Raw genomic sequence first — 12,393 nt, 5'->3', positions numbered from 1 at the left:
TTGGCAAACTGGAATCTGTCTATTTCATCCTATCTATCATATTCTTTATTTTCAGTTCTATCTGATTAATTACTTTGATGAAATCTTCGTCTGATTTTCCTGTCGGATCATCCAATCCCCAGTTATCATCAAATGGTCTTCCAATGAACGGGCATCCAACATTACATCCCATAGAAATAGCAATATCTGGCTCTGGTATATCCGAAATCAGCTTTGAATACTGTTCTTTCTCCATATCAATGCCATACATTTCTTTCATAATACGAACTGCATCCTGATTTATTTGTGGCTTCGTTTCCGTTCCAGCAGAATAACTTTCAAATACGTCGGATGCAAAATGCTTTCCCAATGCTTCTGCAACCTGACTTCTGCATGAATTATGGACACAAATGAACGCTACTTTCTTCATACCTATCCCCTAACTTTCTTTAATGCTTTTATCACATCATCCTTACTTAATACTTTCCCCATTGAGACTACTTTATTATCAATAACCAGAGCAGGTGTACTCATAACTCCCATTGCCGCAATCTGACCAAAATCTGTAACATGGTCAATCTCATCCGTCATGCCAAGCTCACTAAGCGCTTCCTTCACATTCTTCTCCAATGCATTGCATTTATCACAACCGCCACCAAGAACTTTCACATTTGCTCCTGATGAAAGAGTTTCCTTTGCTGCCTCAACGCTTTCTTCATTGCAATTTCCACCACAGCAACAACCTGATTGTTCCTTAACCATTTCCTTTTCGTCCTTTTTCTTTCCAAATAAGCTCATAATTTCAATCTCCTTTTTTCTTTTTTCTAAACCAGTAGATACTGAATTGCATTAAAGAAATATCCAACAATAATTATTCCAACTGCACATATTACAATAAAAATTCCTAGTAACTTCGGTTTCACTGCCTTTCTAAGCATAATCATTGACGGTAACGAAAGTGTAGTCACACCCATCATAAAACTTAAGATTGTTCCAAGCTGTGCCCCTTTTGCAAGTAATGCTTCTGCTACTGGTATCGTACCAAAAATATCTGCATACATAGGAATGCCGACCAACGTTGCCAGAATTACACCAAATGGATTATCACTGCCAAGAATCTTTTCTACCCAGCTCTCTGGAATCCAATTGTGAATAACAGCTCCTATTCCGACACCAATCAAAATATATGGAAATACTTTCTTAAAGGTGTCTATAACCTGTTGTTTTGCAAAAGAAAGTCTTTCTTTTTGCGTTGGTTCATCCATATCAATATCGACCGCATTCGCTTTTCGAATAAACGCTTCCACTTCATTCTCCAAATGAAGCTTTTCAATAATTGTTCCACCTATTACCGCAATAACAAGCCCTACAATCACATATATGATAGCAACTTTTGATCCAAAGATACTCATCAGCAAAACCAGACTTCCTAAATCTACCATTGGAGAAGAAATCAGAAAGGAAAATGTCACACCTAATGGAAGTCCTGCACTGGTAAATCCAATAAACAGTGGAATGGACGAGCAAGAACAGAATGGTGTCACCGTACCAAGTAATGCTGCAATACAGTTTGCCCAGATTCCATGAAAACGCCCCATAATCTTCTTACTTCGTTCTGGTGGAAAGTAGCTTTGAATATAGGAAATCATAAAAATCAGGATACAAAGCAATATCGTTATCTTCAAAACATCATATAGGAAAAACTGTACACTTCCACCCATTCTACTTGAAGTATCCAAGCCAATTTTCTCAAGAAGATTTCCAATTAATGTACTCATCCATTTCATTCCCAAAATCTGATTTTGAATAAACTCCCAAATCATTATTGACAGCACCCTCTTTCCTCTTTACAGCAGGATAATCCTTCAATAAAAGTTTTAAAGGCATTCAAGGTCTCACAATTCAATGAATAATGATGCCATCTACCTTCTTTCCAATCATTCACCAGCTCACATTCATTTAAGATTTTCATATGATGAGAAAGTGTAGGCTGTGTAATCTCAAAAGCCTCCAATAGTTTACAACCACATTTTTCTCCGTCGGAGAGCATTTGGATAATCTGCAATCTATTACTATCTCCCAATGCTTTACAAATAAGTGCTACATCTATTGTATTCATATTGTCCTCCTTTACATAGATAATTGTCTATGTTTCTATTATGCATTATGCATAGATGATTGTCAATGTTTATTTTTATGGTTTACAAAATTCCCATCACCCTTTATTAGAAGTGTATGCTCATGATTTCAGGAACAACAAGAGCCAAAAGAAAACACCTGCCGCTTCTGACAGATGTTCCACTATAAACTATCTATTTTTCATCAAGACAAACACCGAGTTTCTCAATTCTAATTCTCCAAACTGGGAGTTGTTTATTTCTTCTTTTTCGGTTTTGGGGCTGGCAGTTCATCATACATTGCATGAAACAAGCCTGTCAAAAATTCCTTATTATCAACTTCATCTACCAACAACATCTCTTTTGCTCCCTCATAGGGTAATTCATACGGAGCTGTCGGCATATAACTAATTGCTGATTTTACTGGTTTAACAAGTAATCTATCATCATAGATACCGCCTACAATCTTGCCACGATAATAAATAATAAATTCTCCCATCATAGCTCGATAAGTAATTTCTTCTAACTCAGATAGCTGCCCTAAAATAAACTCTAAGTATTCCTTGCTTGATGCCATATTTCCACCTCAAATTCCGATTTGTATTTCTGTTTGTTTTAAAAATGGGCAACTCCGATTGGAATTGCCCACTCATTGCACTAATTATGCGATTTTTTCTTGCTTGCACCGATTTCTGCATCAAATGATGTAAGTTTGATGTAAATCGCTGTTTTTTTAGTTTTTTATCAAATGAAGTACGTCCCGTCTATTCGGTAAAACGGTACATCTTTACATCATCTTAATAAAGCTTTGCACCTGCCGGAATGTGGTCATCAACCATCAGAAGATGAAGCTTTTCTTCGCCTTCTTCTTCATGAATAGCACTGAGGAGCATACCGCAAGAGTCAATGCCCATCATAGCTCTCGGCGGAAGATTTGTGATAGCAATAAGAGTCTTTCCAACCAGTTCTTCCGGCTCATAAAAGCTATGAATACCGCTTAAAATGGTTCTGTCTGTGCCTGTTCCGTCATCAAGAGTGAACTGTAAAAGCTTCTTCGACTTCTTAACAGCCTCGCAAGCCTTAACCTTTACTGCACGGAAATCTGACTTGCTGAATGTATCAAAATCAACAAATTCCTCAAATAAAGGCTCTACCTTTACCTTAGAAAAATCAATCTTTTCAGACTCAGTTTTTACATTTTTTTCAGGTGCTTCAGAAGCTGTATTATTTACATCATTTTTCTTATTTACACCATCTAAGGACTTCATTGTCGGAAACAGCAGTACATCTCTGATCGCGGTCGAGTCTGTCAGCAGCATGCACATTCTGTCTATCCCGAATCCAATCCCTCCAGTAGGAGGCATCCCAATTTCCAATGCATTTAGGAAGTCTTCATCAGTTGTATTTGCCTCTTCGTCTCCCTGTGCCAGCAGTGCTTCCTGTGCCTTGAATCTTTCTCTTTGGTCAATCGGATCGTTAAGCTCTGAGTAGGCATTTGCCATCTCCCAGCCATTCATGAAGAATTCGAAACGTTCTACATACTCTGGATTTTTGGGTTTCTTCTTTGTCAATGGAGATATTTCTATGGGATGATCCATGACAAAGGTAGGCTGAATCAAGTGTTTCTCAACATACCCTTCAAAAAGCAGACTCAGGATATCCCCCTTTTGATGCCTGTCCTCAAATTCGATTCCCTTTTCCTTTGCCAAGGCCTTTGCTTCCTCTGTAGTCTTAATCTCATTAAAATCTATATCTGCATACTTTTTCAGAGCATCTACCATTGTGATTCTTTCAAACGGCTTGCTCAGATCCATTGCGACTCCACTATATTCGATTGTAGTAGTTCCCAGCACTTCTTGCGCTACATAGCGGTACAGGTTCTCTGTCAGGTCCATCATACCGTGATAATCTGTATATGCCTGGTACAACTCCATCAACGTAAATTCGGGGTTATGTCTTGTGTCCAGTCCCTCATTGCGGAATACACGGCCAATCTCGTATACACGCTCCATGCCGCCTACGATCAGCCTCTTCAAGTAAAGCTCCAGAGAAATGCGGAGTTTAAAGTCTTCATCTAAGGCATTAAAGTGTGTCTCAAAAGGCCTTGCAGCTGCACCGCCGGCATTACTCACCAGCATAGGGGTTTCCACTTCCATGAAGCCTTCACCGTCCAGGTATCTTCTGATGGCGCTTAAGATTTTTGAACGTTTGATAAATGTATCCTTTACTTCGGGATTCATGATTAAGTCTACATATCTCTGGCGGTAACGGATATCTGTGTTTGTCAGGCCGTGGAATTTCTCAGGCAAAATCTGAAGGCTCTTAGAGAGCAGTGTGACGGATGCCGCATGGACTGATATCTCCCCTGTCTTGGTCTTAAATACTTCACCTGTGATTCCTACAATATCACCCACATCCATTTTCTTGAATTCTTTGTAGGCGTCTTCTCCTATGCTGTCTCTCGCCACATAGGACTGAATGTTTCCCGCCAGATCCTGGACATTACAGAAGGATGCCTTTCCCATGACACGCTTGGACATCATGCGGCCGGCGATGGAGACTTCTTTTCCTTCCAGTTCCTCAAAATTATCTTTCAGTTCCTGACTGTGGCGGGTTTGATTATATTTTGTGATAACAAATGGATCTTTTCCATTTGCCTGCAGCTCTGCCAGTTTTTCACGGCGGACCTTTCTCAGCTGGTTCAGGTCCGGCTCCTGTACATTTTTCTGCTGCGGGTTCTTTTGATTATTTTTCTGCTGTTCGGACAATGTTTTTCCCCTCCCTTTATATGCGAATTCAGACCCCTGGTAAATAAGGGGTCTGGACACTGCTTTAATTTTCTGTTACATGGAACGGCTGATCTCAAGCACCTTATACTGAATCTGCCCAGCCTGTGTTTCTACATCTACCAGCTCTCCGGCCTTCTTGCCGATCAGAGCCTGCCCTACCGGTGATTCATTGGAAATCTTACCTTCCAGGCTGTTTGCCTCTGTGGAGCCAACAATTTTGAATTCCATTTCCTCATCATATGTTACATCAAATACTTTGACTTTACATCCTACATTGATTTTATCAAAATCTACTTCATCCTCAACTACTACTTCTGCATTTTTAAGGATGCCTTCCAATTCTTCGATGCGGGCCTCAATGTCACGCTGTTCATCCTTCGCGGCATCATATTCTGCATTCTCAGATAAATCCCCCTGTTCTCTTGCTTCCTTGATTTTTGCAGCGACTTCCTTACGTTTGACAACCTTCAGATTCTCCAGTTCATCTTCCAGTGCCTTCAGACCTGCATAAGTAAGTAATCTTTTCTTTGCTTCTGCCATTGTTATTTGCTCCCTTTCTTTTCTCTTTCTTTTCCGTATTTTAGTCTCTTTATAATAGGCGGTTTCAGCCTCAATTCTCATCCTGTTTAAATTTATATTTCACAATTTCAATATTATAACCAATACCTATAGTGATGTCAAGATATTTTCGAGGCCTTCATAAGACTCTACCTTATTAATTTTATCTCTCAGCCTTGCTGCGCCGTGAAGCCCTTTCACATACCATGCCACGTGCTTTCTCATTTCACGGATTCCCAAATATTCTCCCTTATATTGAAGCTGGAGCCTCGCATGCCGCAACATGGTCTTCTTAATTTTCTCCTTCGTCGGCCTGGAGGACAGCTCTCCCGTTTGTTCATACGTTGTCAGTTCAGAGAAAATCCAGGGATTTCCCTGAGCACCGCGGGCTATCATGATTCCGTCACAACCGGTCTGTTCACGCATAGAGATTGCTTTTTCGCCTGATGTCACATCTCCGCTTCCAATAACAGGAATTGATACCGCTTCTTTTACCTGACGGATAATATCCCAGTCTGCTTCGCCGGAATAATACTGCTCTCTCGTTCTCCCGTGAACGGCCACAGCTGCGGCACCGGCGCTTTCAATGATTTTTGCTATCTCCACCGCATTGACATGCCTGCCGTCAAAACCTTTTCTAATTTTCACAGTTACCGGCTTTTCAATGGCCTTTACAACAGCACTGACAAGCTCGTATACCAGCTTCGGCTCCTTCATAAGAGCTGAACCTTCACCGTTTTTCACAACTTTAGGAACCGGGCAGCCCATGTTGATGTCCAAAAATGCAAAGGGACGTTCCTCGATTCTCTTAGCTATTTCGCTCATAATTTTCGGGTCGGAGCCAAAAAGCTGCAGGGATACGGGAAGCTCTTCAGGGTGGATTGTCAAAAGACTCTCTGTATTTTTATTATGGTACATAATTGCCTTGGCGCTTACCATTTCCATGCATACAAGCCCGGCACCCTGCTCCTTGCAGAGCAAGCGAAATGGCAGGTCTGTTACTCCTGCCATGGGACCCAGTATATAAGAATTTTTAAGTTCAACATTTCCAATTCTCAGATGTTTCATGTCTATTATCTCACCGTTTTTTGTTTTTATTATAAATGAGACGAAGTCCGTTCAGAGTTAAGTCTGATTTATATATATCGATACTTTCTGTCTCCCTGGCAATGATTTTTCCAAGACCGCCCGTGGCCACTACGGTCAAATTTTCGTATCCGGATTCTTCTTTTATTTTGTTAACAATATACTCTGTCTGCCCAATAGCACCGTACACAAGCCCGGCCTGCATACTGGATATTGTTTCCTTTGCCAATATGGATTTGGGCTTCTTTATTTCAATAGCCGGGAGCATAGCAGCTCCTCCCCAAAGAGAACGTGCCGCAGTTTCAATGCCGGGAGCCGTGATGCCTGCCTCAAAGGTTCCGCCCGGGCCAATCAAGTCATAGGTGGTTGCAGTTCCGAAATCTACTACAAGGACAGGTCCTCCATAAAGCTCATATCCTGCCACCGCATCCACAATACGGTCCGGCCCGATTTCCTTAGGATTCTCAGTCACAATCCGGATTCCTGTTTTTGTTCCTGAGGACACCACCAGAGGGCTCACACTTAAGTACTTGATAATCCCATTTATCAGAGAATGCATGATATCCGGTACTACGGAAGCTACAATAACCGCATCCACATCACGGACATGTATGTCTCGATGCTGCAGGATGTCACAGATGGAAAAACCATACTCGTCCGAAGTTCTTGGTTGTTTCGTAGTCATACGAAAAGTTCCGGTCAGTTTGTCATTATCGAACACTCCCAGCGTTATGTTTGTATTCCCAACATCAATCGTCAGTAACATCTACGTCCTCCCCTAAATAAAATACCCTGTAGAACATTTCCAGAGCCTCAAACAATTCTGTCTTAGTCTGCTGAAGTTCCTTTATCTTCAGGACACTTCCAATCTCATCAAATGTAAAATCATCTTCCTGATGTTCCACGCGCAGCTCCAAATTGCCTGCATCATCATATACTATCAACAGCACACCACCCACATCCTCTGTGAACAGCACACACATAATCTGCAGCTCCTGCCTGATGCTCTCCGGCAGCATCTCAAACTCAGGATTCAAGTAAAACTTCCGCTCATAATGACTCGCGGCACAAAGTACAACTTCCTCTTCCATCTATAGTCCTTTCTGTTGGGCAGTGCAAAAAGGGGTCAGACCCTTTTGCACTCCGTTTTCAGAATATTCTGAATATTTAACTATGCATACCCGTAAATTCCCCGTACGGAAATTTCTCCGCTGGAAATTGCTTTCGTAGTCCCGTCGCTCTCGCGCACCAGCAACTCACCTTTTTCATTGATACCCAGCGCATATGCATCATACTCCTCTTGACTCTCTATTATCCGCACTTCCTTTTCCCGGGTTATAAGTAAATTATTATATTCCTCCTGCAGCCGCCGTAAGTCCCCGTTCTCCATAAACAGTTGATAATTTTTTTCAAATTTCTTCATGATAAGGGCTATTATTTCACTCCGCCTCATAATCCGCCCCGTTTCCAGACGAAGGGAGGTTGCCTTTTTGGCCAGCTCTGCAGGCAGCTGCTTCATATTTACATTAATGCCGGTTCCTATAATAACATAATTGATGCAATCCATTTCTGTACTCATTTCGGTCAGGATACCGGCCAGCTTTTTCCTGTTGAGAATAATATCATTGGGCCATTTTATCTGAATATCCAGACTGGTGTATTCCTGCAGACCCTCAGCAGCACTTAATCCCATTGCCAGCGTGAGCATGGGGGCATTTACCGGCGGTATTTCGGGTCTGAGGAGTATGGACATATATATGCTGCTGCCGGCCGGTGATTCCCATGTCCTGCCGCGCCTGCCGCGTCCTGCACTTTGCTCCTCGGCAACAATAAGCGTTCCGTGAGAAGCGCCCTGCTCTCCCAGCTGCTTTGCGCAAGTATTTGTAGAATCTATCTCATCAAAATAATATATCTTTTGGCCTGCCCAGTCCGTATCCATCATGCTGATAAGCTCTTCTCTGGTGAGGATATCTGGACTGTCCACCATATGATAACCGCGGTTTCGAACAGCTTCGATCTGATACCCCTCTTCTTTCAGCTGGTTGACTGCCTTCCACACCGCTGTTCTGGACACCCGCAGTACTTCACACAACTGCTGACCAGATACAAACCCTTCACTCTCACGCAGCATTTTCAATATTTGCGCTTTCAATTTTCCACCTCAAGTCTAAAAGGGGTCTGACCCTTTTGAGCACCGTTTTCAGAATATTCTTAAAATTCTCCTAATGTCGCAGCCATTACTGCCTTGATAGTATGCATCCGGTTTTCTGCTTCATCAAATACTTTGGACTGTTCAGACTCGAAGACTTCATCTGTCACTTCCATATCCTCGATTCCGAACCTTTCTCCCATTTCTTTTCCAATTTTTGTCTTTAAATCGTGAAATGCCGGCAGACAATGCAGGAAAATCGCTTTTTTGCCTGCATTAGCCATAATTTCCTTTGTCACTTTATATGGAGAAAGTTCTTTAATCCGTTTTTCCCACACTTCGTCCGGCTCGCCCATAGATACCCAGACATCGGTGTAAATAACATCTGCGTCTTTTGTCCCGGCTTTTACATCTTCTGTTAATGTGATAGTCGCACCGGATTTTTCTGCATATCCTTCGCAGATTTCTACCAGTTCTTTATTTGGAAAATATTTTTCTGTCGTACATGCCACGAAATGCATTCCCATTTTTGCACATGCTATCATCAGAGAATTGCCCATATTAAATCTTGCGTCTCCCATGTACACCAGCTTGACATCCTTTAATCTGCCGAAATTTTCCCGGATTGTCAGCATATCTGCCATAACCTGAGTCGGATGGTATTCATTTGTAAGTCCGTTCCACACGGGGACCCCGGCATTCTCAGCCAGATCTTCTACTATCGCCTGACCGAAGCCGCGGTATTCAATACCGTCATACATTCTGCCCAGTACCCTGGCAGTGTCCTCAATGCTCTCTTTCTTTCCGATCTGTGAACCGCTTGGCTCCAGATATGTGGTCCCCATCCCCAGATCATGAGCTGCCACTTCAAATGCGCAGCGTGTTCTGGTGCTTGTCTTTTCAAAGATAAGAGCTACATTCTTGCCCTTATAATGATCCACAGGTACTCCATTCTTTTTTCTTTTCTTCAGCTCCTCAGCCAAATCAAGCAGATAAGAAATTTCCTCTGGAGTGTAATCTTTCAGTGTCAAAAAATTTCTTCCTTTTAAGTTCATACTATCTTCCTCTCCTGCATTCATTAGTATCTTATGATGTAGGGGGTCAAAAGGTATTTTGCCCCCTGATACCTACGGGTTGCTCCGCACTTTGTGCTCCCAGCAAACAGGCTTCATCCCTTCCGTCTCTGCCTGCTCACTTCAAACATCAATATTCCTGCCGCCATAGCTGCATTCAGCGACTCTGCCTGTCCTTCCATAGGAATGCGGAGCCAGGTATCGGCACACCGGGCAATGTCAGAGTTCAAGCCATTTCCCTCATTTCCGATTAAAAATGCGGTTCCCCGGCGGTAATCTTCCTTGTCGTAGGAATTATCCCCTTTCAGATGAGCGGCGTAGATGCGAATATTTTTCTCTTTCAATGTGCGGATACCCTTTTGCAAATCATCCAGATAAAGAAACGGCATCCTGTAGATTGCCCCCATAGTAGAACGAATCGTCTTGGGATTGTAAATATCCACACAGTCCCTGCTCATCAGTATTCCGGTCGCTCCGGCGGCCTCCGCGGTTCTGAAAATGGTCCCCACATTTCCCGGATCCTGTAAATTATCCAGAACCAGTATGTGCGGTGTTCTCTTTCTGAGTATATCCTCCAGTCTATAATCCATCTGCCGGATAACCGCTAAAATGCCCTGGGGGCTTTTTGTGTCGGAAACATATGCAAATACCGTATCCGTCAGTACCTCCGGATGGCTTTTCATTTTCTCCAGCTCTTCCCGGTGCTTATTATAGTAAGTCTCCGACACATACAGCTTCAACAAAGATTTCCGGGGTGTCTCCCCGACCATACGGCTGCCTTCTGCAATAAATACCCGCTCCTGATTTCTTGCTTTGCTCTTTTTCTGAAACTGCAGCAGTTCCTTTACTTTTTGATTGCTTGTACTTGTAATCATCTTTTTACACCTTAAATCGGTACCCGACTCCCCAGATTGTCTCAATATACTGTGGATGGGAGGTGTCATATTCTATTTTCTCCCGGATTTTCTTGATATGGACTGTGACTGTTGCAATATCTCCGATAGACTCCATATCCCAAATTTCCCGGAACAGCTCTTCCTTCGTATATACATGGTTTGGGTGTCCCGCAAGGAAAGTCAGCAAATCAAATTCCTTCGTAGTAAAAGATTTTTCCTCTCCATTTACCCACACACGCCTTGCTGTAGTATCTATCTTCAATCCTCTGATTTCTATAATTTCGTTTTCTTCTACATTACTTCCAATCAGACGCTCATATCTTGCCAAATGCGCCTTGACGCGTGCTACAAGTTCACTCGGGCTAAATGGCTTCGTCATATAGTCATCTGCCCCCAGGCCCAGCCCTCTGATTTTATCAATGTCGTCCTTTTTGGCGGACACCATAATAATCGGTGTGTTCCTCTGGCTCCTCACCTGCCGGCATATTTCAAATCCATCAACTCCCGGGAGCATCAGATCCAGGATTATTAAATCATAATCCTCCCCCAAAGCCTTTTTCAGTCCCAGTTCCCCGTCATTTGCCACTGATACGTCAAAATCACTTAGCTCCAGATAATCCTTTTCCAGATCAGCGATGCTTTCTTCATCCTCGACAATCAAGATTTTCTTACTCATCTAATGGTACCTCCTGATATTTTCTAACTACTAAATACATTGTTGTTCCAACCCCTTCTTCACTGGCGGCCCAAATCTTACCGCCATGCTCTTCTACAATCTTCTTGACAATAGAAAGTCCGATGCCGCTTCCTCCTTTCGAGGAATTCCGGGAAGCATCCGTCCGGTAAAATCTGTCAAAAATATTTGACAGATCCTTTGCAGCGATTCCTTTTCCATTATCTCCAAGTTCAACTTGAATAAAATCGCCTACATCTTTTAAATTCATTGTAATCCTGCCCTCTGGTTTGTCCATATATTTCAGAGAATTTGTCACAATATTGTTAATAACGCGCCTGAGCTGTTCTGGATCTACAATTACTTTTGAATCTGTCTCCACATAATTACGGTATGTGAATTCCACACCCTTTGCTTCCAGCTCAAGAGACATATCCTCCGCGCAGTCTCCAAAATACTGCTTTGCGGATATAGTCGTAAAGTTATAGGGAATACGGTTTGTATCAATTTTAGAATACAGCGTCAGCTCGTTAATAAGCAGATCCATCTCATTAGCCTTATTGTATATTGTTTTGATGTATCTGTCCATCTTTTCCGGCGTATCCGCAACACCATCCATGATTCCTTCCACATAGCCTTTAATGGCGGTAATCGGCGTCTTAAGGTCATGGGAAATATTACTTATTAATTCCTTATTTTCTTTATCATATGCAATTTTCTCCTCCGCATTCGCCTTTAACCGCAGACGCATTTCTTCAAAGTCCTGACAGAGCTGCCCAATCTCGTCGTCTGTCTCACTTTTTATTTCGAAATCAAGATTCCCTTCCTTAATATTCCTCGCGGCCCTCTGCAGCTTAGCAAGCGGCACAGATACTGTTCTGTAAATCCAGTAAATCAAAATTGCAGCTGTCATGAAAACAATCAGCAGATAAAGCTGCTGAAACTCCCCGCCCCTGCTCCCGCTAAATGTGTACACTGCTGCTGTGGTAAAAATAGTCGGCAATACCATCACCGTCATAAAGGCAATCACCAGCTTCGTCTTAAGCTTCATAGCGCACTCCTTTCGAAAAGCG

15 protein-coding genes are annotated in these 12,393 nt (G+C 42.5%); all 15 read right to left on the bottom strand.

Annotation, left to right across the window (positions count from 1 at the left end):
* Nucleotides 1-19: 19 nt before the first annotated feature.
* Nucleotides 20-409: an arsenate reductase ArsC gene (locus EDD59_RS08615; RefSeq protein ID WP_202030722.1), complete on the bottom strand. Its 390-nt coding sequence runs from the start codon at nucleotides 407-409 to the stop codon at nucleotides 20-22.
* Between the two features lie 2 nt (nucleotides 410-411).
* Nucleotides 412-777, bottom strand: coding sequence for a thioredoxin family protein (locus tag EDD59_RS08610; RefSeq protein ID WP_117568210.1), 366 nt, complete (start codon nucleotides 775-777; stop codon nucleotides 412-414).
* 26 nt (nucleotides 778-803) lie between these two features.
* Nucleotides 804-1,802, bottom strand: a complete 999-nt coding sequence (locus tag EDD59_RS08605) for a permease (RefSeq protein ID WP_193735608.1) — start codon at nucleotides 1,800-1,802, stop codon at nucleotides 804-806.
* A complete protein-coding gene (locus EDD59_RS08600) occupies nucleotides 1,802-2,098 on the bottom strand; it encodes an ArsR/SmtB family transcription factor (protein ID WP_132380990.1) in 297 nt (98 codons plus the stop codon). Before EDD59_RS08600 ends, EDD59_RS08605 begins: the two co-directional genes overlap by 1 nt.
* A gap of 254 nt (nucleotides 2,099-2,352) precedes the next feature.
* Complete coding sequence (locus tag EDD59_RS08595) at nucleotides 2,353-2,673, bottom strand: TfoX/Sxy family protein (RefSeq protein ID WP_072850661.1); 321 nt, start codon at nucleotides 2,671-2,673, stop codon at nucleotides 2,353-2,355.
* Nucleotides 2,674-2,893: 220 nt separating this feature from the next.
* A complete protein-coding gene (gene lysS / locus EDD59_RS08585; protein WP_132380988.1) occupies nucleotides 2,894-4,864 on the bottom strand; it encodes a lysine--tRNA ligase in 1,971 nt (656 codons plus the stop codon).
* Between the two features lie 75 nt (nucleotides 4,865-4,939).
* Nucleotides 4,940-5,425 (bottom strand): transcription elongation factor GreA, encoded by a 486-nt coding sequence (greA, locus tag EDD59_RS08580; protein ID WP_132380986.1) that lies wholly within the window; start codon nucleotides 5,423-5,425, stop codon nucleotides 4,940-4,942.
* 126 nt (nucleotides 5,426-5,551) lie between these two features.
* Nucleotides 5,552-6,511: a tRNA dihydrouridine synthase DusB gene (dusB, locus tag EDD59_RS08575; RefSeq protein ID WP_132380984.1), complete on the bottom strand. Its 960-nt coding sequence runs from the start codon at nucleotides 6,509-6,511 to the stop codon at nucleotides 5,552-5,554.
* Between the two features lie 10 nt (nucleotides 6,512-6,521).
* Nucleotides 6,522-7,295 carry a type III pantothenate kinase gene (locus EDD59_RS08570; protein WP_132380982.1) on the bottom strand — a complete coding sequence of 258 codons (774 nt, stop codon included), beginning with the start codon at nucleotides 7,293-7,295 and terminating at the stop codon, nucleotides 6,522-6,524.
* Complete coding sequence (locus EDD59_RS08565; protein WP_132380980.1) at nucleotides 7,279-7,620, bottom strand: DUF6145 family protein; 342 nt, start codon at nucleotides 7,618-7,620, stop codon at nucleotides 7,279-7,281. Before EDD59_RS08565 ends, EDD59_RS08570 begins: the two co-directional genes overlap by 17 nt.
* A gap of 80 nt (nucleotides 7,621-7,700) precedes the next feature.
* Nucleotides 7,701-8,681, bottom strand: coding sequence for a biotin--[acetyl-CoA-carboxylase] ligase (locus tag EDD59_RS08560; RefSeq protein ID WP_132380978.1), 981 nt, complete (start codon nucleotides 8,679-8,681; stop codon nucleotides 7,701-7,703).
* 59 nt (nucleotides 8,682-8,740) lie between these two features.
* Nucleotides 8,741-9,733 carry an ornithine carbamoyltransferase gene (gene argF / locus EDD59_RS08555; RefSeq protein WP_132380976.1) on the bottom strand — a complete coding sequence of 331 codons (993 nt, stop codon included), beginning with the start codon at nucleotides 9,731-9,733 and terminating at the stop codon, nucleotides 8,741-8,743.
* 113 nt (nucleotides 9,734-9,846) lie between these two features.
* Complete coding sequence (locus tag EDD59_RS08550) at nucleotides 9,847-10,626, bottom strand: TrmH family RNA methyltransferase (protein WP_132380974.1); 780 nt, start codon at nucleotides 10,624-10,626, stop codon at nucleotides 9,847-9,849.
* Nucleotides 10,627-10,630: 4 nt separating this feature from the next.
* Nucleotides 10,631-11,323, bottom strand: coding sequence for a response regulator transcription factor (locus EDD59_RS08545; RefSeq protein WP_132380972.1), 693 nt, complete (start codon nucleotides 11,321-11,323; stop codon nucleotides 10,631-10,633).
* Nucleotides 11,316-12,371: a sensor histidine kinase gene (locus EDD59_RS08540; RefSeq protein ID WP_132380970.1), complete on the bottom strand. Its 1,056-nt coding sequence runs from the start codon at nucleotides 12,369-12,371 to the stop codon at nucleotides 11,316-11,318. The genes EDD59_RS08545 and EDD59_RS08540 overlap by 8 nt, the downstream gene beginning before the upstream one ends.
* Between the last annotated feature and the right edge of the window lie 22 nt (nucleotides 12,372-12,393).

The sequence above is a fragment of the Muricomes intestini genome (assembly GCF_004346165.1).
Taxonomy (GTDB): domain Bacteria; phylum Bacillota; class Clostridia; order Lachnospirales; family Lachnospiraceae; genus Muricomes; species Muricomes intestini.
This window is presented reverse-complemented; position numbering and strand designations above follow the sequence as displayed.

Coding starts and splice junctions, on each gene's coding strand:
- EDD59_RS08615 (WP_202030722.1), bottom strand. CDS start 409: ATGAAGAAAGTAGCGTTCATTTGTGTCCATAATTCATGCAGAAGTCAG.
- EDD59_RS08610 (WP_117568210.1), bottom strand. CDS start 777: ATGAGCTTATTTGGAAAGAAAAAGGACGAAAAGGAAATGGTTAAGGAA.
- EDD59_RS08605 (WP_193735608.1), bottom strand. CDS start 1,802: ATGATTTGGGAGTTTATTCAAAATCAGATTTTGGGAATGAAATGGATG.
- EDD59_RS08600 (WP_132380990.1), bottom strand. CDS start 2,098: ATGAATACAATAGATGTAGCACTTATTTGTAAAGCATTGGGAGATAGT.
- EDD59_RS08595 (WP_072850661.1), bottom strand. CDS start 2,673: ATGGCATCAAGCAAGGAATACTTAGAGTTTATTTTAGGGCAGCTATCT.
- greA (WP_132380986.1), bottom strand. CDS start 5,425: ATGGCAGAAGCAAAGAAAAGATTACTTACTTATGCAGGTCTGAAGGCA.
- dusB (WP_132380984.1), bottom strand. CDS start 6,511: ATGAAACATCTGAGAATTGGAAATGTTGAACTTAAAAATTCTTATATA.
- EDD59_RS08570 (WP_132380982.1), bottom strand. CDS start 7,295: ATGTTACTGACGATTGATGTTGGGAATACAAACATAACGCTGGGAGTG.
- EDD59_RS08565 (WP_132380980.1), bottom strand. CDS start 7,620: ATGGAAGAGGAAGTTGTACTTTGTGCCGCGAGTCATTATGAGCGGAAG.
- argF (WP_132380976.1), bottom strand. CDS start 9,733: ATGAACTTAAAAGGAAGAAATTTTTTGACACTGAAAGATTACACTCCA.
- EDD59_RS08550 (WP_132380974.1), bottom strand. CDS start 10,626: ATGATTACAAGTACAAGCAATCAAAAAGTAAAGGAACTGCTGCAGTTT.
- EDD59_RS08545 (WP_132380972.1), bottom strand. CDS start 11,323: ATGAGTAAGAAAATCTTGATTGTCGAGGATGAAGAAAGCATCGCTGAT.
- EDD59_RS08540 (WP_132380970.1), bottom strand. CDS start 12,371: ATGAAGCTTAAGACGAAGCTGGTGATTGCCTTTATGACGGTGATGGTA.